The organism is Pseudomonas lurida (assembly GCF_002563895.1).
Classification (GTDB): Bacteria; Pseudomonadota; Gammaproteobacteria; order Pseudomonadales; family Pseudomonadaceae; genus Aquipseudomonas; species Aquipseudomonas lurida.
The window spans coordinates 2692851-2716904 of sequence record NZ_PDJB01000001.1 but is presented as its reverse complement, the minus strand read 5'-3'; the positions used below and the strand labels follow the sequence as shown (position 1 = coordinate 2716904).

The 24054-nt window shown below is 62.8% G+C and carries 19 protein-coding genes and 2 riboswitches; of the genes, 6 read left to right on the top strand and 13 right to left on the bottom strand.

Annotation, left to right across the window (positions count from 1 at the left end; genetic code table 11):
• Positions 1-11 precede the first annotated feature (11 nt).
• Genes ATH90_RS12225 through ATH90_RS12195 form a run of 7 tightly spaced genes read right to left on the bottom strand, consistent with a single transcriptional unit; the run spans position 12 to position 5808 of the window.
• Positions 12-842, bottom strand: coding sequence for a DUF2797 domain-containing protein (locus ATH90_RS12225; RefSeq protein ID WP_034104598.1), 831 nt, complete (start codon positions 840-842; stop codon positions 12-14).
• A complete protein-coding gene (locus tag ATH90_RS12220; RefSeq protein ID WP_016972751.1) occupies positions 839-1099 on the bottom strand; it encodes a YeaC family protein in 261 nt (86 codons plus the stop codon). The genes ATH90_RS12225 and ATH90_RS12220 overlap by 4 nt, the downstream gene beginning before the upstream one ends.
• A 51-nt stretch (positions 1100-1150) precedes the next feature.
• Positions 1151-2074 carry a tetratricopeptide repeat protein gene (locus ATH90_RS12215; protein ID WP_034104595.1) on the bottom strand — a complete coding sequence of 308 codons (924 nt, stop codon included), beginning with the start codon at positions 2072-2074 and terminating at the stop codon, positions 1151-1153.
• On the bottom strand, positions 2074-2559 hold the full coding sequence (locus tag ATH90_RS12210) for a hypothetical protein (protein ID WP_098466368.1): 486 nt from the start codon (positions 2557-2559) through the stop codon (positions 2074-2076). Before ATH90_RS12210 ends, ATH90_RS12215 begins: the two co-directional genes overlap by 1 nt.
• Positions 2559-3908, bottom strand: coding sequence for an ATP-binding protein (locus ATH90_RS12205; protein WP_098466367.1), 1350 nt, complete (start codon positions 3906-3908; stop codon positions 2559-2561). Before ATH90_RS12205 ends, ATH90_RS12210 begins: the two co-directional genes overlap by 1 nt.
• A gap of 38 nt (positions 3909-3946) precedes the next feature.
• Positions 3947-4921: a metallophosphoesterase gene (locus tag ATH90_RS12200; protein WP_164403586.1), complete on the bottom strand. Its 975-nt coding sequence runs from the start codon at positions 4919-4921 to the stop codon at positions 3947-3949.
• Entirely contained in the window at positions 4918-5808 is an 891-nt protein-coding gene (locus tag ATH90_RS12195) for an NAD(+) kinase (RefSeq protein WP_003217892.1), read from the bottom strand. The genes ATH90_RS12200 and ATH90_RS12195 overlap by 4 nt, the downstream gene beginning before the upstream one ends.
• A 145-nt stretch (positions 5809-5953) precedes the next feature.
• On the opposite strand from ATH90_RS12195, the gene ATH90_RS12190 reads away from it, so the two are divergent.
• Entirely contained in the window at positions 5954-6901 is a 948-nt protein-coding gene (locus tag ATH90_RS12190) for a DUF1853 family protein (RefSeq protein WP_034104584.1), read from the top strand.
• Between the two features lie 112 nt (positions 6902-7013).
• On the opposite strand, the gene ATH90_RS12185 is transcribed toward ATH90_RS12190, so the two are convergent.
• From ATH90_RS12185 to cobW, 4 genes are read right to left on the bottom strand one after another with little or no spacing between them, the layout of a single operon-like run.
• Positions 7014-7616, bottom strand: a complete 603-nt coding sequence (locus ATH90_RS12185; protein WP_098467666.1) for a vWA domain-containing protein — start codon at positions 7614-7616, stop codon at positions 7014-7016.
• A gap of 53 nt (positions 7617-7669) precedes the next feature.
• A complete protein-coding gene (locus ATH90_RS12180; protein WP_098466366.1) occupies positions 7670-8668 on the bottom strand; it encodes a magnesium chelatase ATPase subunit I in 999 nt (332 codons plus the stop codon).
• Positions 8668-12429 carry a cobaltochelatase subunit CobN gene (gene cobN, locus ATH90_RS12175; RefSeq protein ID WP_098466365.1) on the bottom strand — a complete coding sequence of 1254 codons (3762 nt, stop codon included), beginning with the start codon at positions 12427-12429 and terminating at the stop codon, positions 8668-8670. The genes ATH90_RS12180 and cobN overlap by 1 nt, the downstream gene beginning before the upstream one ends.
• 3 nt (positions 12430-12432) lie before the next feature.
• Positions 12433-13494 (bottom strand): cobalamin biosynthesis protein CobW, encoded by a 1062-nt coding sequence (gene cobW / locus ATH90_RS12170; protein ID WP_034104578.1) that lies wholly within the window; start codon positions 13492-13494, stop codon positions 12433-12435.
• A gap of 93 nt (positions 13495-13587) precedes the next feature.
• A riboswitch (cobalamin riboswitch) is annotated at positions 13588-13786 on the bottom strand.
• A gap of 126 nt (positions 13787-13912) precedes the next feature.
• Positions 13913-14119, top strand: a riboswitch (cobalamin riboswitch).
• 96 nt (positions 14120-14215) lie between these two features.
• Here cobW and ATH90_RS12165 point away from each other — a divergent pair.
• The 4 genes from ATH90_RS12165 to cobM all read left to right on the top strand — a co-directional run bounded on the left by ATH90_RS12165 (position 14216) and on the right by cobM (position 16325).
• Positions 14216-14404, top strand: a complete 189-nt coding sequence (locus ATH90_RS12165) for a CbtB domain-containing protein (protein WP_034104576.1) — start codon at positions 14216-14218, stop codon at positions 14402-14404.
• Between the two features lie 11 nt (positions 14405-14415).
• Positions 14416-15120 (top strand): CbtA family protein, encoded by a 705-nt coding sequence (locus tag ATH90_RS12160; RefSeq protein WP_034104574.1) that lies wholly within the window; start codon positions 14416-14418, stop codon positions 15118-15120.
• On the top strand, positions 15117-15509 hold the full coding sequence (locus ATH90_RS12155; RefSeq protein WP_098466364.1) for a cobalamin biosynthesis protein: 393 nt from the start codon (positions 15117-15119) through the stop codon (positions 15507-15509). The genes ATH90_RS12160 and ATH90_RS12155 overlap by 4 nt, the downstream gene beginning before the upstream one ends.
• Positions 15510-15578: 69 nt before the next feature.
• On the top strand, positions 15579-16325 hold the full coding sequence (gene cobM, locus ATH90_RS12150; protein ID WP_098466363.1) for a precorrin-4 C(11)-methyltransferase: 747 nt from the start codon (positions 15579-15581) through the stop codon (positions 16323-16325).
• A 247-nt stretch (positions 16326-16572) separates the two neighbouring features.
• On the opposite strand, the gene nfuA is transcribed toward cobM, so the two are convergent.
• Both nfuA and ATH90_RS12140 read right to left on the bottom strand, forming a co-directional pair.
• Positions 16573-17157 carry a Fe-S biogenesis protein NfuA gene (gene nfuA / locus ATH90_RS12145; RefSeq protein WP_003173594.1) on the bottom strand — a complete coding sequence of 195 codons (585 nt, stop codon included), beginning with the start codon at positions 17155-17157 and terminating at the stop codon, positions 16573-16575.
• 728 nt (positions 17158-17885) lie between these two features.
• On the bottom strand, positions 17886-20177 hold the full coding sequence (locus ATH90_RS12140) for a fatty acid cis/trans isomerase (RefSeq protein ID WP_098466362.1): 2292 nt from the start codon (positions 20175-20177) through the stop codon (positions 17886-17888).
• A gap of 166 nt (positions 20178-20343) precedes the next feature.
• Here ATH90_RS12140 and metH point away from each other — a divergent pair, with 166 nt between their 5' ends.
• Positions 20344-24054 (top strand): methionine synthase, encoded by a 3711-nt coding sequence (metH, locus tag ATH90_RS12135; protein WP_098466361.1) that lies wholly within the window; start codon positions 20344-20346, stop codon positions 24052-24054.

The following is a 24054-nucleotide window of genomic DNA, read 5'->3' as shown; positions in this document are numbered from 1 at the left end:
GTGGCATCCTTCTACTGATGCACGGCGAGCTGGTAGGCCGTGTACTTACGAATATTGATAACGCCGGTGTCGAAGATCAGGTATTGGCCTTTGATCCCCAGCAGCGTGCCTTCGGCAATCGGGTTCTTGTCCAGGTTGAAGCTGACGATCTTGGTCGGGTACTGCTCGACTGGATAGCGGATTTCGATCGGTTCAATGTCGGCAATCGTTTGGATGGCCTGCAAGCCAAAGCGTTCCTGCAGACTTACCAGGCCTTCGGCGCATGAGGCGAACAACGCGTCACGTACCTGCTTGAGGTCGACGGACTGGGCGTCGCCCTTGAGCAACGCGCGCCAATTGGTCTTGTCGGCCACCTGGCTGCGAAACAGGTCTTCGACGAAACCAGATTGCTGGCGGGTCGCCACGCGCATGATCGGCAGCGCCTGGCTCGCGCCCTGGTCCAGCCAGCGCGTCGGCAACTGGGTAGCGCGGGTGATGCCGACCTTGATCCCGGACGAATTCGCCAGGTACACCACGTGGTCGGTCATGCAGAATGTTTCGCCCCAGCCTGGATCGCGGCAGGTGCCGGCGTCGTAATGGCAACGCTCGGGGCTCATGATGCACAGGTCACACTGGGCCAGCTTGGTCATGCACGGGTAGCAATACCCCTGGCTGAAGCTGGTCTTGGTCTTGCGGCCGCAATGGCTGCAATGAATGGCACCGAGGTACTCCAGGCGCACGTGAGTGCCGATCATTGGATTGACCGGCACCTCGGCGTCTCCTAAGCGAAACGCGTATTGAACGGTCGGCTCACCGAGTTGCGCCGACATTTTGCTGACTGCACCGCGACCAATTTCAATCAATGGATCGCATCCGACTTGAACAGGATGTTCGGTACCGGTGCCGATTTCGACGCGCACTCCTGCGGGCCCATGTAGCCGGTGCGCTGGTCTTCCGGCAGGTTCTGGATTTCCCAGGCGATCACCGCTTGCAGCGACAGCTCGCGCTGTTCGGCAGTGAGCTTGCGGCCATCGGACCACTTGCCGATTTCCACGGCAAGCTTGAGGCTCTCGTAGATGTCCGGGGTGATGTTTTCGATCATTTCAGCAAAAGATGACATGTGAACAACCTCTGAGGTTCAGCGAGTACGTGGGTGACGGGGCCCGGCCCGTCAGAATTCCTTGGAGAGCTTGACCTGTACAAGCTCTTTGTCCAGCAACCGCCGGAAGATCTGCGGCGCCGCGAAGGTGTAGGCGGCAAATGCCAGCCACAGCCAGTTGACCATCTCGGCCACTTGCGGATAGCCCTGGTCCGTCAACGTAATAACCACTACACGGTAGACCACAAACATGCACAGAAGCAGGATGATGGCGCGGGTGGCGCCGCGCTCGTTCATCCAGCTATTGAAGCGCCACCATGTGCCGAGGAATACATTGCTGCGCGCCTTGACGGCCGTGAGCAAGTGCAGGGCCGCAACGTTGGTGGCGTTCTCTTGCAAGGCCCAGATCGCGTGGTCGCGGGCGCCATTGATATCGCCTTCGCGCAGCAACAGGTGGCCGAGCACCACCACCGCTGCTGCATTTGATGGGTCCGCCTGCAACGCCTGGCGCGCGAACTGATACGCCTGGTCCCAGTGGCTGCTGGCGCGGTGAAACTGCGCCATGGCCACTAGGTTGGCAGGGTCGTCGGGGCCCAGTTGCAAGGCTTTTTCCAACGGCTCGCGGCTCTGCGCGAGGCGACCGGTGAGCTCGTACAACTCGGCCTGGCAACGGTAATACGCCGGGTTCAGCGGTTCCATGTCCAACAACTGGGTCACGTGCTCCTGGGCCAACTTGAACTTGCGCAGGGCAATCGCCACTTGTGCGGCAGCATAGTGGGACAGTGGCAGTTGCGCATCGGCCGCCAGGGCCAACTGCACCTCGCGCTTGGCGGCATGCACGCGGCGCATGTTCATCAAGCAGATCGCCAGCAGGGCATGGGCTTCGGCCGAATGCGGATCGCTGGCCAGCAGTTGGCGCAGTGCGTCGATGGCGCCGTCATTATGGCCAGCCTGCAGGCGCTGGTAGGCCAGTTGCAGCAGATAGTCGGTATTCATCAGCTCACCACCAGATACCACAGGGTGTACGGCAGCCATTTGACGACCATGCCTTTGAGCACGAAGCCACCAATCAACGCCAACGGAAGACCAAAGCGGCTCAGCTCGCCGCCGTAGTACTGGTAAATCTCGATGGTCGCGTTTTGCTGCATATACAGCAGGTAGCCCAGGGTGAGTTTCCACACCACCAGCACCAGCAAGGCATACTGGATTTGTGCCTGGGTCTGCAGATACCCCGCGCCCACCAGTTGCAGCAGCACAAAACCGATCACGATACTGCCCACCAGCGCAACGCCGGCCAGTACCCACTCGCGCACCCGCGTCGGGCTACCGACGGCGATGGCGTTGAACACAAACCACGGCAAGCCCAGCCAAGCGCCGCCCAGCATCAGGCCCAGCAGCGGCCAGAACGGCGATACCGCCCATTTGGCCAAGGCGCCCGGGCGCGGCTCATCTTCGATGCGATAACCACCGTACTGCGCCATCAGCGACCCTTCCCGTGTTTGTCGAGGAAGGCCAGCACTTCATCGTACTGGTTGCCTTCGTTGGCATAACGCGCGTAATTGCGCGCCGTGGTCAGCCATTCCAGGGTGGTGGCGCGCACCTCTTTCAAGGCTTGCTTGAAATGCCGGTCGCAAATCGACTGCTCGGCGCCAGTGTCGATGGAGGCTTCAATGGCTTCATCGGCGGCAGTTTCCACCAACTCGCTGAGATCGGCACCGGAGAAGCCCGAGGTGTTCTTGGCCAGGAAGGCAAAGTCGATGTCGTCGGCCATCGGGCGGCCTTTCATCATTGCCTTGAGCATCGCCTCGCGCGCCGGGCGATCCGGTGGCGGTACAAACAACACGCGGTCAAACCGGCCGGGACGACGGAACGCCGAGTCCACCGACCAGGGTACGTTGGTCGCGGCGAGGATCAGCACGCCGTGGTTGTCATTGGTAAAACCATCCATCTCGGAGAGGAACTGGCTGACCAGCTTGGACGACGTCGACTCGCGGGTATTGGCGCGCTTGCCACCCAGTGCCTCGACTTCGTCAAAAAACATCACCGCCGGCGCCTGGGCCCGCGCCTGCTCGAACAGCGCATGCAACTTGCGCTCGGACTCGCCGATGTACATATCCAGTACGTCGGAGATCGCCACATTGAAAAACGTCGCCTTGCACTCCCCCGCCGTCGCGCGGGCCAGCATGGTCTTGCCGCAACCCGGCGGGCCGTACAGTAGCACGCCGCCGCCGACCTTCTTGCGAAAGCGCTGGAACAGGCCCGGCTTCTGGTACGGCAAGATGATCTTTTTGTGGATGGTCTTTTTCAGCTCATCCAGGCCGCCGATGTCATCGAAGGTCAGGGTTTCGTTTTCCGGCACCAGCAGGCGCACGACTTCGCTCTGGTCGGTGTCATCATTGGAGATCACGCGCAGGCGCGGGCGGCCCTCGGCGCCAGGAAAGTCCACCACCGACACATTCAGGCGGCGCCACAACACCATGTCTTCCAGCGCCGGGTTGGCGTCCACCGCCGCGCGGTATTCCACCTGGGCTTCCTTGAGGCGCTCCAGTGCCGCCAGGGCACGGGCCTTGAGCAGGCGCGCGGCAGGGTCTTCACCCTCGATCAAAGGCAGTGCCTTGTGCGCCTGGCCATCGGCGAGCAGCAGTTGCGCCGCCGCCCGCTTCAGCGCTGGGGCGTCTGGCCATTGCTCTAGGTCGGCGGGCAACAGCTTCAGCCCGCGCGCGTGTTCGCCACGCTCGAGGCTGGCGCCCAGCAATACGGTCAGCAGTGCGACGTTACCGGGGGCAGCGGCCAGCGCAGCCTCCAGTTGGTCGAACGTCGAATCATCCATGGAGGTTCCTCAACAGTGCATGTGCAGCGCGCAGGGGCTCATGTCAGCACCTCCGGCCGCTCGACATCGACCCACACGAACTTGCGCGGGTCGAGGCGGGTTTCCTGGTCCAGGCGGTACGCCACCAGCTTGCCGTACAGCACCGCGCTGTAGTCCAGGCAGGCCAGGTTCGGGCGGATCGGCGCCGGTTTGCCGCTGCGCCAGTAGTGCCCGACGAACAACAACGGTTCGTCGACGCCGTAGCGCAACAGGGAATTCTTTTCGGTGGACGACAACGGCGTGCGCGCCACCGGCTCGGGCAAGGCATCGGGCTGGAACACGATGTCGCCGTAGGTTTTCGGGTCGTCTTCCCAGAACTTGGTGCGAAAGAACGAACGCGTCAGGCCATCGCCACCGGTCAGCGTGAGGCCATCCGGCAGGCGCATGTCGGTGCCACGCAGCAGGCGGTCGAACGCGTTGCAGGCAAAACTGCCCGGCACGGCTGCAGCCTGCAGGAAGTGCTGGTCGATGCAGCCGTCCGGGAAGGTCGCGCGCAGCGGCTGGATAAAGCCGTCGTCCCAGCACGCATGCACCACGCGAAAGCGCCCGGCATCGACAAACAGCGGCATGTCGTAGAACCAGCCGAGGAAGTCGTGCCAATCGGCCGGGTGGTGTTCGAACTGGGTCAGGGTTTCGTGGATCAACCGCGCATGCCGTGGGTTGTGCTCGCGCACAAACTGCTTGCCACTGCCCGGCGGTGCCGGTGTGGTCCAGCCCAGGGCATTGAACTCGTGGTTGCCCATGATGCACAGCGCCTGGCCGGCCTCGGCCATGTCGTGGACGATATGCAACGCCTCGCGGATACGCGGGCCACGGTCGATGATATCGCCGAGAAACACCGCCATGCGCGACGGATGACGCCAGGTGCCGCCCTGCTTGTGGTAGCCCAACAGGTCGAGCAAGTGCTCAAGGGTATGGGCGCAACCGTGCACGTCACCAATCAGGTCGTAGCTACGCGCGGGATCGAGCATCAGTCGCCTCCACCCCCCAAGCGGCTGCCCCAGCCCAGCTTGGTGCGGCACACTTCGTAGTAGTTGTGGTCCAGCGGGTGGATCAACCGCAACTTCTGTGCCTTCTTGCTCACGGTGATGGTGTCACCGGGGGCGCAGGTGAAATGGTTCTGACCGTCACAGGACACCTGTGGGTAGATCTGCATGTCTTTGGACACCACGATTTTCAGCTCACTGTTGCCGTCGACCACGATGGGCCTGCTCGACAACATATGGGGATACATCGGCACGATCACAATGGCATCCAGCTTGGGATGCATGATCGGGCCTCCCGCCGACAGCGCATAGGCCGTGGAGCCGGTGGGCGTGGCGACGATCAGGCCGTCGGCCTTCTGGCTGCACACGAACTGGCCGTCTATGTACAGCTCGAACTCGATCATCCGCGTGGACTTGCCAGGGTGCAGCACCACGTCATTGAGGGCGTCGCCCTGGCCAATGGCTTCGCCATGGCGGCGCACTTCGGCTTGCAGCAGGAAGCGGTTTTCCACCAGGTAATGGCCGTCGAGCACCTTGGCCACTTCGACTTCCAGCTCATCCGGGCGGATATCGGTGAGGAAACCCAGGCTGCCCCGGTTGATCCCCAGCACCGGCACGTTATGCCGCGCCAGTGCGCGCGCGGCGCCGAGCAGGCTGCCGTCGCCGCCGACCACGATAACCATGTCGCAGACTTCGCCGAGCATCTTGCGCGACGACGTTTGCAGGCCGTGGCCCGGCAGGATTTCAGCGATGGTGTCTTCGAGGATCACATGCAGGTGGCGTTCCAGCAGGAACTTTTTCAGCCGGCGGACGGTGTCCAACACCTGGGTACTGCCCAGGCGACCGATAATGCCGATATTGCGAAATTGCTCCATGGGGCTCCTGCGGGATTTGGGGTGTGGCAAAAAAGAACGATTATGGGCGAAAGGCCGTCCCAGGCAAAACCCTTTGTCGCCGTGAAGACTTGATGACAAGGGTTCTCATCCACCCGCGCGACACTGAAAAGGCTATGCTCGGACCATGACTGTGTTCCCGGATCTGCACAACCTGCCCCGCCAGCTGCGCCACCCCGAAGTGCGCGACCTGGCGTGGGTGATGCTCGCCCCGCCGATGCTCGCGCAGACGCCGTGGCCACAGCGTCACCCGCTGGCTGGCAGCGAGTGGGTGCAGGCGCCGCATCGGCTGGAACGCTGGCTGCGCCAACTCGACCAGGACAGCAGCCCCTTGCAGCAATGGCTGAGCCTGTCCCGCACCCGGCGCCTGGGCCTGTATTACGAACGCTTGTGGCAGTTCGCGGTGCAGCACGCGCCGGGCGTGGAACTGCTGGCGGCCAACCTGCCAATCCGCCGCGCAGGGCATACCCTTGGCGAGCTCGACATGCTCCTGCGCGACCGCGATGGCGTGCATCACCTGGAGTTGGCGATCAAACTTTATCTAGGGCCGCAGGACGGTGACGGCCAGGACACGGCGCAATGGCTGGGGCCGGGCTGCCATGACCGGCTGGACCGCAAGCTGGCCCACCTGGCCCAGCATCAACTGCCGATATCCGCGCGGGCTGAGAGCCGTGAAGCGCTGGCGGCGCTGGATATCCAGCACTTCGATGCGCACTTGTGGCTGGGTGGCTATCTGCTGTATCCCTGGCCCGGCCAAGCCCAGGCGCCCATTGGCGCCCATCCGCAGCATTTGCGTGGGCGCTGGCTGCATCAGCGTGATTGGCAGGGATTCGTCAACGCCAGCGCGCCCGGTCGCTGGCAGCCCCTGCCCCGGCATGCGTGGCTGGCACCGGCGCACTACGCGGCAGACGAAGTGTGGGAGGAAGCGCGGATGCAGGGCTGGCTGGCCGAGCTGGATCCGATGGCACCAGCGCAGTTGCTGGTGCGGTTGGTGCCGGTGGGCGAGGATTGGGAGGAAGCTGAGCGGTTGTTTCTGGTGGCCGATCTCTGGCCGAATGTACCAGGCGCTGGCTGAGAGCCTGGCGGCGTATGAAGGCCTCATCGCAGGCAAGCCAGCGCCCACATTTTGCCTGCGTCACCTATCAAATGTGAAAGCTGGCTTGCCTGCGAAAACGACCGCCCAGGCGCTACAACTTATCGATATGGCGATAATCCAGCTGCAACCCCGCCGCCAATTCCCGAGCCCGCCCCAACCGGATCGGCCCGCGCTCGATATCCACCAGCAACCCCGGACACGCCAGCAGCGGCAGACCGCTAATAGCCTTGAGTCGCCCGTCGGTAATCACCAGCAGCCGCTGCTGCTCAGCCGGATAACGCTTGCGCCGCGCCACCAGCCAATGCCCGGCCTCGGTCAGCGCCGCCAGCAAGGGCGTGCCACCGCCCGCGCCCAGCTGCTCCAGCCAGCTCGCCAGGCTTTTCGAGGCCTTGAGCCCCTGCACCTGCCACTTGGGCGATTGCCCGCTGGCGGTCAGCAAGGCCATGCGCGCCCGTTGCCGATAGGCATCATCAAACACCTGGCCCAACAGGCCCTTGGCGTCGGTGAGCGCTCGATGCCGTCGAGTGGACGCCGATGCATCAACAATCACCAGCCACAGTTCACGGGCCGTACGACTGCGCAGGTGGTAGCGCAAGTCTTCGAGCGACTGTGGCCGGCCACCCAGCAAGGTGCCCGTCCAGTTGACCGTGCCCTGCTTCGCGCTGCGCGCCCTGCCGTGCCTGCCGTGGTCCAGTCGCCCCGGCCTGGGGCGGGCATCCGCCCCCGTGTCAGGCCGGGGGCGGATGCCTAGGGCTTTTTTGGCCAGGTGGGCACGTCCCGGCGTGCGCCCGTGGGCAAGGCTGGAGCGGGCATATCGCCCCACTGGCCCTGGCCGGGCGATGCGTCGGAGGGTTTAGGCGACTGCCCTTCGCTCGGCGGGCTGGCGGGCGGTGCTTGCTCCTGACGGCGATGACGCAGGGCAAATTCGGCCACCGCCTCGATATCTTCCTCGGCAATGGCGCTGGCCCCCCGCCAAGCGGCATGGGCCCTGGCGCCCCGCAGCCAAACCAAGTCCGCGCGCAGGCCATCGACACCGGCGCCAAAGCAGCGCTCGGTGATCTGGGCGAGCGCCTGGTCATCCAGTTCGATACCGTCGAGCCGCGCCCGCGCCTGGGTGCAGCGTTCACGCAATGCAGCCTGCTGCTCGGCCCATTGCGCGCAGAACTCGACGGGGTCGCTGTCGAAATCCAGGCGGCGACGGATGATCTGCCCACGCTCGGCCGGCAGGGTCTGCCCGCTCAGCGCCACGTTGAAACCAAAGCGATCGAGCAGTTGCGGACGCAACTCGCCCTCCTCCGGGTTCATGGTGCCGATCAGCACAAAGCGCGCCGAATGCCGATGGGAAATGCCGTCGCGCTCGATCAGGTTGGTGCCGCTGGCAGCCACGTCCAGCAGCAGGTCCACCAGGTGATCGGGCAGCAGGTTGACTTCGTCGACGTACAGCACGCCGCCGTCAGCCTTGGCCAATACGCCGGGCGAGAATTGCGCGCGGCCTTCACCCAATGCGGCGTCCAGGTCCAGCGTGCCGACCAGGCGCTCTTCGGTGGCACCCAACGGCAATGTCACGAATTGACCACTGGCCAGCAGGTCCGCCAAGCCACGCGCCAAGGTCGACTTGGCCATGCCACGCGGGCCTTCAATCAGCACACCGCCGATCTTTGGGTCGATGGCGGTCAGGCACAGCGCCAGTTTCAGGTCGTCGGCGCCGACCACGGCGGACAGCGGGAAATGGGGGGTATCAGTCATCAGCTGTCTTCTTCTATATCCAGCAACAGGTTTTCCAACGCTTCGCGGTACGCTCCGGGCTCCTGCCACATGCCACGCTGCTGGGCTTCGAGCATGCGTTCGGTCATGTCGCGCAGCGCATCGGGGTTGTGTTGTTGCACGAAGGCCCGCGTGTCAGGGTCGAGCAGATAGGCGTCGGCCAACAGCGCGTATTGGTGATCGTCAATCAGTGCGGTGGTGGCATCGAAGGCGAACAGATTGTCCACAGTCGCCGCCATCTCGAACGCACCTTTATAGCCATGGCGCTTCACGCCCTCAATCCACTTGGGGTTGGCGGCGCGGGAACGGATAACCCGGTTCAGCTCTTCCTTCAGGGTACGGATCTTCGGCAGGTCCGGCTGGCTATGGTCGCCATGATAGCTGGCAGCCTTGTCGCCGCTCAGGGTTTCCACAGCGGCGAGCATGCCGCCTTGGAACTGGTAGTAATCATTGGAATCGAGCAGGTCGTGCTCGCGGTTGTCCTGGTTCTGCAACACTGCCTGCACCTGGCTCAAGCGCTGGGCGAATTGCGCGCGGGCGGCAGTGCCTTCGTCGGAGCCGCCATAGGCATAGCCGCCCCAGTTCAGGTAGACCTCGGCGAGGTCTTCGCGGCTTTGCCACAGGCGCCCGTCGACCGCACCCTGCACCCCCGCACCATAAGCGCCGGGCTTGGCACCAAAGATGCGCCAGCCGGCCTGTTTAGCAGCGGCCTCTTCGTCCAGGCCGGAGTTGCGCAACGCTTCGCGCTCGCTGCGCACCTTGGCGGCCAGCGGGTTCATATCGTCCGGCTCGTCCAGCGCGGCGACAGCCTGCACCGCCGCATCGAACAGGCGGATCAGGTTGGCGAAGGCATCACGGAAAAAGCCGGACACCCGCAGCGTCACGTCAACGCGCGGACGATCCAGCAGGCTGATCGGCAGGATTTCAAAGTCATCCACGCGCTGGCTGCCCGTCGCCCACACCGGGCGCACGCCCATCAGTGCCATGGCCTGGGCGATATCATCACCGCCGGTGCGCATGGTGGCAGTGCCCCATACCGACAGACCGAGCTGGCGCAGGTGGTCGCCATGGTCCTGCAGGTGCCGCTCGAGAATCAGGTTGGCCGACTGGAAGCCGATGCGCCAGGCGGTGGTGGTGGGCAGGTTGCGTACGTCGACGGTGAAAAAGTTGCGCCCGGTCGGCAGCACATCCAGACGCCCGCGACTCGGCGCACCACTGGGGCCCGCGGGCACGAAACGGCCGTTCAAGGCGTCCAGCAACCCACGCATTTCTGCCGGGCCGCAGGCGTCCAGGCGTGGCGCAACCACGATACGCAGGCTTTCGATGACCGCCTTCACATCCTCCCAGCCAGGCGCTTCCAACTGTTCAAGCGGCCCTTCCAGCGCCTGCTCGATCAAGCGCGCCGCGTACAGTTCGAGGCGCTCGCGGGTATCGCCGGCGGTGCGCCACAACTGCCCGTCGATCGTCTGCAACACCAGCGGCCGGCGCCCGGTCCAGGGTTCGGCCAGGGCGCAGTCCAGCGGGTCGAAGCCCAGCTCGAACGCCTTGGCCAGCACCCGCAGTAAACTCGACTGCGGGCCACGGCCGTCGCCACGCGGGATGCGCAGCAAGGCGAGCAAGGTATCGATACGCAAGCGCCCCTCCGGCGACTCGCCGAAGATATGCAGGCCGTCGCGAATCTGCGACTCCTTCAAGTCGCACAGGTAGGTGTCCAGGCGCGGCAGCCACACCGCCGCCTCTGTATCGCTTTGCAGCTCGAGTTCCTGGTCGATGCGGGTTTCACGCACCAGTTTGAGAATGTCTTTCTGCAGCTCCAGAGCGCGGCGCGGATCCAGCAGCTGCGCTTCGTAATACTCGTCCGCGAGCAGCTCCAGATCACGCAGCGGGCCATAGGTTTCGGCACGGGTCAGCGGCGGCATCAGGTGGTCGATGATCACTGCCTGGGTGCGCCGCTTGGCTTGGGCGCCCTCGCCAGGGTCGTTGACGATAAACGGGTAGATGTTCGGCAGCGGCCCCAGCAGCGCGTCGGGCCAGCAGTTTTCCGACAGCCCCACGCCCTTGCCCGGCAACCATTCCAGATTGCCGTGCTTGCCCACATGGATCACGCCATGGGCACCGTAGGTGTGGCGCAACCAGAAGTAAAACGCCAGGTAAGCATGGGGCGGAACCAGGTCCGGGTCGTGGTACACCGCGCTGGCATCCACCTGATAACCGCGTGCCGGCTGGATGCCGACAAAGGTCAGGCCCAGGCGCAGGCCGGCGATCATCAGGCGACCGTCGCGGAACATCGGGTCGTTGTGCGGCGCGCCCCAGCGTTCCAGCACGGCCTGGCGGTTGGCCTCGGGCAAGCGCTTGAACATCGCCTCGTAGTCCTCCAGCGCCAGGCTTTGATGGCACGGGCGCAGGTCGAGACCGTCCAGGTCATTGGTGACGCCGCCGAGTAAAGCGTGGATCAGCGCCGTGCCGCTCTCGGGCAAGCTGTCCGGCAGCGGATAGCCTTCAGCCTGCAAGGCCCGCAGGATATTCAGCGCCGCCGCGGGCGTGTCCAGGCCAACGCCGTTGCCGATACGGCCGTCGCGGGTTGGGTAATTGGCAAGGACCAGCGCAATGCGTTTGTCCGCAGCGGGCACTCGCGCCAACTCGACCCAACGCCGGGCCAGCTGCGCGACAAAATCCATGCGCTCGGGCGCGGCGCGGTAGCAGACCACGTCCGACTGGCTGCGCTCACTGCGCCAGGCCAGGTCCTTGAAACTGATCGGCCGGCTGATGATGCGCCCGTCCAGTTCGGGCAAGGCGATATGCATCGCCAGGTCACGCGGGCCGAGGCCCTGCTCGCTGGCCTCCCAGCCGGGCTGGTTGTCTTGGGCGCAAATGGCCTGGATCACCGGGATATTACGGCGAAACGGGCGTAAATGCGGCGCTTCGGGGCTGGATTGGGCAAAGCCTGTGGTGTTGAGGATCACCGCCGCGCCTACCTCATCCAGCACGTCCTCGACCACCGCCAGGCAGCCGGGCTCTTTCAAACTGGCCGCCGCCATGGGCAACGGGTTAAGGCCCGCAGCCTGCAAGCGCTGGCAGAACACGTCGATAAACCCGGTATTGGCCGCCTGCAAATGGGAGCGATAGAACAGCACCGCCGCCACCGGCCAGTCCGCGCTCCAGTCGGCCTGCCAATCATGCAGGCATGCACTGGCGTGATGCGGGTGATAAATCGCCGTGCGCGGCAGGGTTTGTGGCGCTTCCCAGGCGTAGTCCCGGCCCAGGTAACCACTGGCCAGGCAGCGATAGAAATTCAGCGCATTCGCCAGGCCGCCCTGGCGCAGGAAGTGCCAGAGGCGATCACGCGCTTGTACGCCAACGGTGCTCAGGTCACTGAGCTCCGGGTCCGGTCTGTCATCCCCCGGCACCAGAATCAACTGCACGCCGCGCTCGGCCAGTTCCACCAGGCGCTCGATGCCGTAGCGCCAATAACCGATGCCGCCATGCAGCGAGATCAGGATGACCTTGGCGTGGCGCAGCACTTCATCGACGTACAGGTCGACGGAGGCATGGTTCTGCACCTGCATCGGGTTGGCCAGGCGAAAACTGGGGTAGTCGTCGGGCAGCTGCTGGGCCGCTTCGGCCAGCAGCGCCAGGCTCGAATCACCGCTGCACAGGATCACCAGTTCAGCGGGGGTCTGGCCGAGGTCGGCAATGTTGTCGTCCGAGACGAAACCACCGGGCTGGGTCCTGAGCAGGTGCATGGGTTAGACGCTGAGCGCGGCGCGCAATTGCGCTTCAAGGCCCGCCGCATCGAGCTCCTGGCCGATCAGCACCAAGCGCGTGACGCGCGCTTCGTCGGCGCCCCAGGCACGGTCGAAATGCTTGTCGAAACGCGTGCCCACGCCCTGGATCAGCAGGCGCATCGGCTTGTTCGGGATAGCAGCGAAACCTTTGACGCGCAGGATGCCGTGTTGCACCACCAGTTGCGTCAGGGCCTCGAGCAGCAGCGCTTCGTCAGCTTGTGGCAGGTCGATGGAGATCGAGTCAAACGCATCGTGGTCGTGGTCGTCTTCACCCTCGTGGTGATGATCGTGATGGCTGTGGCGGCCGTCGATATGTTCTTCGGAGCCGGCACCCACGCCAATCAGCACGTCCAACGGCAAGCGACCGCTGCTGGCTTCGACGATCTTCACCGCGGGTGGCAGTTCTTCGGCGACTTCCAGGCGCACGCGGGCCAGGTCTTCGGCGCTGATCAGGTCGGTCTTGTTGAGGATCACCAGGTCGGCGCTGGCCAACTGGTCAGCGAACAGCTCATGCAGTGGCGATTCGTGGTCCAGGTTCGGGTCGAGTTTGCGCTGGGCATCGACCTGGTCCGGGAATGCGGCGAAGGTGCCAGCGGCCACGGCCGGGCTGTCGACCACGGTGATCACCGCGTCAACCGTGCAGGCGCTGCGGATTTCTGGCCATTGAAAGGCTTGTACCAACGGTTTTGGCAGGGCCAGGCCGGAGGTTTCGATGAGGATATGGTCGAGGTCACCACGACGGGCGACCAATTCGCGCATCACCGGGAAAAACTCTTCTTGCACCGTGCAGCACAGGCAGCCGTTGGCCAGTTCGTACACGCGGCCGTTGGCCTCTTCTTCAGTGCAACCGATGGAGCACTGCTTGAGGATCTCACCGTCGATGCCCAACTCGCCGAACTCATTGACGATGACCGCAATGCGGCGGCCCTGCGCGTTGTCGAGCATGTGGCGCAACAAGGTGGTTTTGCCCGAACCGAGGAAGCCGGTAACGATGGTGACGGGAAGTTTGGCCAGTGTTTTCATCGGATGCCCTTGGGGGCGGGCATACGGGACGATAGGCCCTGCGACGGCGCGCAGCAGCGGATTTCGTCACCGGATCACCCCGCCCGGTTGAATTGGAAAATCGGTTACGAGGCAGGTCTCCTGGCTTGGGGCATGCGGGTCTTGCGACCGGCGCTGGCTGCGCCTTCCCGCCGGATGGCAGTGGCGTGGCAGTCAGATAAACCCTTTACAGTTGCGGGGGCAGCCGCGGCTTGGACCGCGTTCCCTTCTTAGCTTCGGCCTGGGCTGAAGAACCTCGAGGGTGCAAGGCTACGCAGTGCTTGGGGGATGGTCAATGATGGGTTGGGCTTGGCTGGGCTCGCTCGTGTACCTATCCGATATTCAGGTAACGGATAGGCACCCAACAACTCAATTGACTCCCATCCTGCGCCCATGCTCTCCTACACACCTTGTTTCGGGTGCCCTTCACAGGGTGAAACGGGAAACCGGTGCGTCATAGCGATATGACCAGTCCGGTGCTGCCCCCGCAACGGTAAGCGAGCGAAGTGTCACGGCCACTGTGCAAATGCATGGGAAGGCGACGCTTTGAGGACTCCCCAGGAGCCCCCTCGCAAGCCCGGAGACCGGCCCGAAAATTCAGATAACAAACCCGCGGTGGGCGGGCGCTGTTCAGAACCCTGCGTGCCTGGCTCGCGGGGTTTTCATGCGCTCGTTTCACCCTGACACCCAGAAGGGACGCGCCATGTCGATCATCAGCAGCACCTCACACACCACCAGCAGCTCCGCTACCCTGGGCCAACGCCTGACCGCCGCCATCGGCGCGTCGATCCTGGGTGCGTGCCTGGTGTATTTCGCCGGTTTCTCGCACATCGAGGCGGTGCACAACGCCGCCCACGATACCCGCCACAGCGCCGCGTTCCCGTGCCACTGAGACCTGCCGACATGATCAAGCGTATTGCGCAAACCGCCGGTTTCACCGGCCTTCTGGCCGCCCTGCTGCTGACCTTGCTGCAAAGCTTCTGGGTCGCCCCGCTGATACTGCAGGCGGAAACCTATGAAAACGCCCCGGCCGCCACTGAAGTGGCCCATCAACATGCCGAAGGTGCTGCCGCCCACACCCACGATGCCGAAGCCTGGGAGCCGGAAAATGGCTGGCAGCGCGTCCTGTCCACCACAGGTGGCAACCTGGTGGTCGCCGTCGGTTTTGCGCTGATGCTGGCCGGCCTCTATACCCTGCGCGCACCGACCCGCACGGCCCAGGGCCTGCTCTGGGGCCTGGCCGGTTATGCGACGTTCGTGCTGGCACCTACCTTGGGCCTGCCGCCTGAGTTGCCGGGCACCGCCGCCGCCGACCTGGCGCTGCGCCAGACCTGGTGGATCGGCACCGCCGCGTCTACCGCCGCCGGTATCGCACTGATCGTATTTGGTCGCAACTGGCTGCTCAAAGTGCTGGGCGTGGCGATTATCGCGGTACCGCACGTGATCGGCGCGCCGCAGCCAGAGGTGCATTCGATGCTGGCACCGCAAGCCCTGGAAGCGCAGTTCAAAATCGCTTCACAACTGACCAACGTCGCATTCTGGCTGGCCCTGGGCCTGATCAGCGCTTGGTTGTTTCGCCGCAACCGCGACGATCAATACTCCGCATGACACGAGTGGTCGGCCTGGGGTGCCAGCAAGGGTGTGATCTTCACGCACTGCTGGCCTTGTTTGATAGCGCCCTCGCCGAGGGCGGTATCGAGCGCGACAGCATCACCGCGCTGGCCACTATCGACCGCAAACAGAATGAACCAGGCCTCCTGGCACTGGCCAAAGCGCTGGAACTGCCGTTGCAGTGCTTCAGCGCCGAGCAGTTGGCGGTTTTTGAACACCGCCTGAGCCACAAGTCGGACGTTGTGTTTGCCCATACCGGCTGTTATGGCATCGCCGAAAGCGCCGCCCTGGCCTTGGCGGAACAGCTCGGCAACGCCCCTGCCCGCTTGCTGATCACCCGCAAAAAGACTGCCCGGGCCACCTTTGCATTGGCATGCGCCGGGTAAAAATCTGATAATCGCCCCTTCCGATCATGAGCATCCTTCATGCTCGCCCGTTTTCCATCAGGATTTTCCATGACCGTCTACTTCATCGGCGCAGGCCCCGGCGACCCGGAATTGATCACCGTCAAAGGCCAGCGGCTAATCCGCAGTTGCCCGGTGATCATCTATGCCGGCTCGTTGGTGCCTGCGGCGGTGCTGGAAGGCCATCAAGCGGAGAACGTGGTCAACAGCGCCGAACTGCACTTGGAACAAATCATCGACCTGATCAAGGCTGCCCATGCAAATGGCCAGGATGTGGCCCGCGTACACTCCGGTGACCCAAGCCTGTATGGCGCGATTGGCGAACAGATCCGCCATTTGCGCGAGCTGGGCATCCCGTTCCAGATCATCCCCGGGGTCACCGCAGTCGCCGCTTGCGCTGCGCTGCTGGAAGCGGAACTGACCCTGCCCGACATCGCCCAAAGTGTGATCCTGACGCGCTACGCCGACAAAACCAGCATGCCAGCCGGTGAAGACTTCGACAGCCTGGCACGGCATGGCACGACCATGGCGATTCACCTGGGGGTCAATCACCTGGACAAGATCGTCGCCGAATTGCTGCCGCACTATGGCGCGGATTGCCCGATTGCCGTGGTGCACCGGGCGACCTGGCCGGATCAGGACTGGGTGGTGGGCACGCTCAGTGATATTGCCGACAAGGTCACCGCGAAAGGGTTTCGGCGCACCGCGCTGATCGTGGTGGGCCGGGTATTGGCGAGTGACAGTTTCAGTGAGTCTTCGCTGTACCGGGCCGGGCATGCACACCTGTATCGGCCGTGACAAACAACCTCACAAAAAACACATAACATGCTGATTTATATTGGATAAATCTCACTAAATGGACTGACTTTCCGGTGATATTTGCATCGTGTTATCAGTTCGGCAGCCGGCACACTGCAATCGCTGAACAGCCAATGCCTACAGTTAATGGTAAACGTCAGATAAATAGCGCAAGCCACTGAATTTTAAGCATAAAAAAACGGCGCTCACGGGGCGCCGTTTTTTCTGATCGCAGTGAACGCCTTACTCAGTAGTAGGCGTTTTCTTTCTGCGTGTGGTCGGTCACGTCACGTACGCCCTTGAGCTCCGGGATACGCTCGAGCAGGGTGCGCTCAATGCCTTCACGCAGGGTCACGTCCGCCTGGCCGCAGCCTTGGCAGCCGCCGCCGAACTTGAGCACCGCGATGCCGTCCTCGACCACGTCGATCAGGCTGACCTGGCCACCGTGGCTGGCGAGCCCAGGGTTGATCTCGGTTTGCAGGTAATAGTTGATGCGCTCGTTGACCGGGCTGTCGGCATTGACGTTGGGCACCTTGGCGTTCGGCGCCTTGATGGTCAACTGGCCGCCCATACGGTCGGTGGCGTAGTCGACCACCGCGTCGTCGAGGAAGGCTTCGCTGAAGGCATCGATGTACGCGGTGAAGCTTTTCAGCCCCAGGGCGGTGTCTTCAGGCTTCTCTTCCCCAGGCTTGCAGTAGGCAATGCACGTCTCGGCGTATTGAGTGCCGGGCTGGGTGATAAAGACGCGGATGCCGATTCCTGGGGTATTCTGCTTGGACAGCAGGTCAGCCAGGTAATCGTGGGCGGCGTCGGTAATGGTAATGGCAGTCATGGAAACTCCTCACAGGCTTGCCGGCAGTTTACGCCAAAATATTACGCAGGTACAAAGTCCTAGTGTTTTTGTCGGGATAGGCATTTCTGGGAGGGGGTGTACATATCCGTTATTTGGGTGATGGCGGGTATTCCCAAAGTCACCAAAGGGCGCTTGCACCAACACTCGGCACCTCGCCTAGACTCGGTGTGCCTAAGATCAAAATCAAAAGCAAGAGCGCGGCGGCCTCAAAACCAACCTGTTACTGAGCGGCGATCTCGGTCAAATGTGGGAGCTGGCTTGCCTGCGATGGCATCCACTGGCTGTGCCTGATGCACCGAGTCGCCTGCATCGCAGGCAAGCCAGCTCCCACAGAAAAGCAGGTATAGGCTTAATCTCCCAGCCAAGCGCGGCGGCCTCAAAACCAACCTGTTACTTAGCGGCGATCTCGGTCAAATGTGGGAGCTGGCTTGCCTGCGATGGCATCCACTGGCTGTGCCTGATGTACCGAGTCGCCTGCATCGCAGGCAAGCCAGCGCCTACAGAAAAGCAGGTATAGGCTTAATCTCCCAGCCAAGCGCGGCGGCCTCAAAACCAACCTGTTACTTAGCGGCGAACTCGGTCAAATGTGGGAGCTGGCTTGCCTGCGATGGCATCCACTGGCTGTGCCTGATGTACCGAGTCGCCTGCATCGCGGGCAAGCCAGCGCCTACAGAAAAGCAGGTATGCCCCGGCCCCCACACACCCCCTCACAGATTCTCATACCGATTCATGTCCAACACCCCTTCTTCCACCGGCGTGGTCTCACGAATGTACTGCGACAAGTCATGGAAATACTGCCAAAACAGCGGATGACTGCGTCGCACCCCCCACCGATCAACAATTTTCTCGAAGCGCTTGGCATCGTGAGCCTGCTCCATCTGCGCAACAAACTCAGGCACTTCAAGCGCCGGAATATTGAACATGAAGTTCGGATAGCTGCTCAGCACGCCGGGATAAATCGTCACCGTATCCAAACCCGGCTGGTAGCGATAAGCCTCCCCCAGCAAAAACGCCACATTACTGTGGGCACGGTTACGCACCATGCTGTAGACCACACGCTGACCGCCGGCCGTTTCGATTCGCAACATCGTGGCTTCAGGCAGTTGATCGATAACCTTGAGCCCGGCCGCCGGGCGTGAAGTCAGACGGCTGAGCGCCTGCTCCGCCTCCTGCAAGGCCGGGTCGATACCGTCGCGAGAGCAATAAGCGCCGCTGCAGCGGTTGATCGGATCCGGGCTGGCGTTCAAATCGCCGTAATGACTGAGCAACTGGCTGGCAAAGTCGCGCTTCGGATCGTTCTCGCTCAGGTGCAGGCCGGTCGGCTTGTCATCATCAATCGCCTCATAGTCCAGCCACAGCTTGAGCTTGCCGCTGTTCTGGTACCAGTCGTCCATGTAGCCATCGCGGGAGTCGGCAGGCATCAGGCGCAGGAAGTTCTGCTCGGCGCCGTTGCGGATCAGGTCGAAGTACAGCCGGGTCTGGGCCTGGTGCGACACATTGCCGAACACATCGAAATTCACCGCCAACTGGTAATACGTGCGCTCCAGCAACGGGTAGTCGAACAGCCACATCGTCTGCGGTACTTCGCCGATCAAGCCTTTGGTCACCGAGGCGCTGTCGAAATGACGGAAGATGCTCAACAAGGCATTGTCATTGCCCGCCCACAGGCTCGACCAACTCGGCGGAGGCAGGTCGGCGTAGCTGTCGCGGCGCAGGGCCTCGTATTCGTTGCGTTTGTCGCGATACGCCAGCCACAGGCTGAGCACACTGCCGACGTCATCGTTCTGCCCGGGCATGGCCAACAAGGGTGTGGCCTGGCCGCGATAGCGCGCATCGGTGATGTACAGGTCGTGGTCAGGGTCCTGGAACAGGGCCCAGAAGTTGTCGCGGATCACGTCCGTGGCGATCTGCCCACGGCAGACCGGCCCGCGAATAAAGGTGCGTACGAAGTATTCGGCGTTATCCAGCATGAACTGGTAACGCGCCTTGGCCGGGATGGCTTCGAAGGTGTCGAAGGGGTTGGCGCGCCGTCCAGGGCCGTAGCCCGGCAAGGCATTGACCTGCCAGCTACCGGCGTAGAACAGCGCCTTGATACGCGCCATCTTTGCGGCACTGAACGGGTACGTGATGTGGGTTTTATGCACGATCACGCCCTGCACCGGCCACAGGCGGTAATACACCTGGGTGCCGGGGTCATCATTGGGGCGGCGCGTGGCGATCAGATCGATCGGCTGGCCGCTCGGCGTGCGCGAACGCACCCACTGGAAGAAATGCCCTGGCTCGCCGTTCTCGAAGTAAATGTGCGCAAGGTACAAATGCTCGAACAACCAGCGCGCCACCAGGCTTTCGCGGGCGCCGGGCTGATTGAACAGGTTCTCCCACTGTTGGACTTGCAAGGCCTCCTTGGCACTTGGCGCCAGGCCTTGTTCATCAATCGGGGCGCCAGAGGCGAGCCAACGTTGCAGGGTCTGGTATTGCTGGTCGGTCAAGCCCGTAACAGCCAGTGGCATGCCTTCCCTGGGATGGGCACCCGCGTAGGCATTGAACTCGCCGGGCATGGCGCACATATTTTCGCGGTTCAGGCCCAGCACGATGTCATCCGGCAACTTGGCGTTGGGTTGCAGTGGTGCGTTATGGCCCAGTTCCAGCATGCGCGCCATCAAGGCGGCCTGGCTGCCCTGGGCGTCCAGCACCGAGTAGAAGCCCTTCTGCTGCCAGGCTTGCTTGCCAAAGGCGTCATAGAACAAGCGGGTGGTCGGCGTGGCCTGGCTGCGTTCGCCATCATAGACAGGCACTTTGCTCGCACCGCGCGCCGCGCCTTCGGCACTGCCGAGGTTGAGCTGGCAAGCGGAGTCGTAGCAGGCGTGGCAGGCCACGCATTTCTCGGTGAAAATGGGTTGGATGTCGCGGGTATACGAAATCGCCGGGGCGGGTCCGTCGGCCTGTGCAATGCAGGCGACCAGTGCCAGGACGGCGCTGGTGATGAGGCGAAGTGACATGTATCCGGTCCCGATTCAATGCGTGCGCTGGAAAATTGCCCGCGATTCTACCGGGCCACCCCCCACTACAACATGAACGATATTCATGCAAAACCTGCACATGCTCTAAATCGGCACAGGTTTGCTATGATTCACGCCCTCCGTAATGCCTGACCAGAGTAGTCCCATGTCCGATCGTAGCGTTCGTCTGCAAGCCCTTCATCAAGCCCTCAAGGAACGTATCCTGATCCTCGACGGCGGTATGGGCACGATGATCCAGAGCTACAAACTGGAAGAGCACGACTACCGTGGCAAACGCTTCGCCGACTGGCCAAGCGACGTCAAGGGTAACAACGACCTGCTGGTGATCACCCGTCCGGACGTGATCGGCGGCATCGAGAAAGCCTACCTGGATGCCGGTGCCGATATCCTCGAAACCAACACGTTCAACGCCACGCGCATTTCCATGGCCGACTACGGCATGGAAGAACTGGCCTACGAGCTGAACGTAGAAGGCGCACGCCTGGCGCGCAAGATCGCCGACGCCAAGACCCTGGAGAACCCCACCAAGCCACGCTTCGTCGCTGGCGTGCTCGGCCCGACCAGCCGTACCTGCTCGCTGTCGCCTGACGTGAACAACCCCGGCTACCGCAACGTGACCTTCGATGAACTGGTGGAAAACTACACCGAGGCCACCAAGGGCCTGATCGAGGGCGGCGCCGACCTGATCCTGATCGAGACCATCTTCGACACCCTCAACGCCAAGGCCGCGATCTTCGCCGTGCAAGGCGTGTTCGAAGAACTGGGTATCGAACTGCCGATCATGATCTCCGGCACCATCACCGACGCTTCCGGCCGCACGTTGTCGGGCCAGACCACCGAAGCGTTCTGGAACTCCGTGGCCCACGCCAAGCCGATTTCGGTAGGTTTGAACTGCGCCCTGGGCGCCAGCGAACTGCGTCCGTACCTGGAAGAGTTGTCGAACAAGGCCAACACCCACGTTTCCGCGCACCCCAACGCCGGCCTGCCCAACGAATTCGGCGAGTACGACGAACTGCCGTCGGAAACCGCCAAGGTCATTGAAGAATTCGCCCAGAGCGGCTTCCTCAACATCGTCGGCGGCTGCTGCGGCACCACCCCGGGCCACATTGAAGCCATCGCCAAGGCCGTGGCCGGCTATGCGCCGCGCCAGATCCCGGACATTCCCAAGGCTTGCCGCCTGTCGGGCCTGGAGCCGTTCACCATTGATCGCAGCTCGTTGTTCGTCAACGTCGGCGAACGTACCAACATCACCGGTTCCGCGCGTTTCGCCCGCCTGATCCGTGAAGACAACTACACCGAAGCACTCGAAGTCGCCCTGCAGCAGGTGGAAGCCGGCGCCCAGGTGATCGACATCAACATGGACGAGGGCATGCTCGATTCGAAGAAGGCCATGGTGACCTTCCTCAATCTGATTGCCGGCGAGCCGGACATCTCCCGCGTGCCGATCATGATCGACTCCTCCAAGTGGGAAGTGATCGAGGCCGGCCTCAAGTGCATCCAGGGCAAGGGCATCGTCAACTCCATCAGCATGAAGGAAGGTGTCGAGCAGTTCATTCACCACGCCAAGCTGTGCAAGCGCTATGGCGCCGCGGTGGTGGTGATGGCGTTCGACGAAGCCGGCCAGGCCGACACTGAGGCGCGCAAGAAAGAAATCTGCAAACGCTCCTACGACATCCTGGTGAATGAAGTCGGGTTTCCTCCAGAAGACATCATTTTCGACCCGAACATCTTCGCGGTCGCCACCGGTATCGAGGAGCACAACAACTACGCGGTCGACTTCATCAACGCCTGCGCCTATATCCGCGATGAACTGCCGTATGCGCTGACCTCTGGCGGCGTGTCCAACGTGTCGTTCTCGTTCCGTGGCAACAACCCGGTGCGCGAGGCGATCCACTCGGTATTCCTGCTGTATGCGATCCGCAACGGCCTGAGCATGGGTATCGTCAACGCCGGTCAACTGGAGATCTACGACCAGATCCCGGCCGAGCTGCGCGATGCCGTGGAAGACGTGGTGCTCAACCGCACGCCCGAAGGCACCGACGCCCTGCTGGCCATTGCCGACAAATACAAGGGTGACGGCAGCGTCAAGGAAGCCGAGACCGAGGAGTGGCGCGGCTGGGACGTCAACAAGCGCCTGGAGCACGCGCTGGTCAAGGGCATCACCACCCACATTGTCGAAGACACCGAGGAATCGCGGTTGTCATTCGCGCGCCCGATCGAAGTGATCGAGGGCCCGCTGATGTCCGGCATGAACATCGTCGGAGACCTGTTCGGCGCCGGCAAAATGTTCCTGCCCCAGGTGGTCAAGTCCGCCCGCGTGATGAAACAGGCCGTGGCCCACTTGATCCCATTCATCGAGCTGGAAAAGGGCGATAAGCCGGAAGCCAAGGGCAAGATCCTGATGGCCACAGTGAAGGGCGACGTGCACGACATCGGCAAGAACATCGTCGGCGTGGTATTGGGTTGCAACGGCTATGACATCGTCGACCTGGGCGTGATGGTGCCGGCCGAGAAGATCCTGCAGGTGGCCAAGGAACAAAAGTGCGACATCATCGGCCTGTCCGGCCTGATCACGCCGTCCCTGGACGAGATGGTGCACGTCGCCCGCGAGATGCAACGCCAGGACTTTCACCTGCCGCTGATGATCGGTGGCGCCACCACGTCCAAGGCGCACACTGCGGTGAAGATCGAGCCCAAGTACAGCAACGATGCGGTGATCTACGTCACCGACGCCTCCCGCGCCGTGGGCGTGGCCACGCAGTTGCTGTCCAAGGAGCTCAAGGCCGGCTTCGTCGAGAAGACCCGCCTGGAATACATCGACGTGCGTGAACGCACCTCCAACCGCAGCGCCCGTACCGAACGCCTGAGCTACCCGGCCGCCATCGCCAAGAAGCCGCAGTTCGACTGGAGCACCTACACCCCGGTGGTCCCGACCTTTACCGGTGCCAAGGTGCTGGACAATATCGACCTCAAGGTGCTGGCCGAGTACATCGACTGGACGCCGTTCTTTATCTCCTGGGACCTGGCCGGCAAGTTCCCGCGCATCCTCGAAGACGAAGTGGTCGGTGAAGCCGCCACCGCGCTCTACGCCGATGCCCAGGAAATGCTCAAGAAGCTGATCGATGAAAAACTCATCAGCGCCCGTGCCGTATTTGGTTTCTGGCCGACCAACCAGGTGCAGGACGATGACCTGGAAGTCTACGGCGACGATGGCCAGCCGATTGCCCGGCTGCACCACCTGCGCCAGCAGATCATCAAGACCGACGGCAAGCCGAACTTCTCCCTGGCCGACTTCGTCGCGCCCAAGGACAGCGGCGTGACCGACTACATCGGTGGCTTTATCACCACCGCCGGCATCGGTGCCGAAGAAGTCGCCAAGGCCTACCAGGACGCGGGCGACGACTACAACTCGATCATGGTCAAGGCCCTGGCCGACCGCTTGGCCGAGGCCTGCGCCGAGTGGCTGCACCAACAAGTGCGCAAGGAACACTGGGGTTATGCCAAGGACGAGCAACTGGATAACGAAGCGCTGATCAAGGAGCAATACAGCGGCATCCGCCCTGCCCCCGGTTACCCGGCCTGCCCGGATCACACCGAGAAAGCCCAGCTGTTCCAACTGCTCGACCCTGAAGCCCGCGAAATGCATGCGGGCCGCAGCGGCGTGTTCCTCACCGAACATTACGCGATGTTCCCGGCAGCGGCCGTCAGTGGCTGGTACTTCGCCCACCCGCAGGCGCAGTACTTTGCCGTGGGCAAGGTCGACAAGGACCAGGTCACTAGCTACACCGCGCGCAAAAGCCAGGACCTGAGCGTGACCGAGCGCTGGCTGGCGCCGAACCTGGGGTACGACAACTGA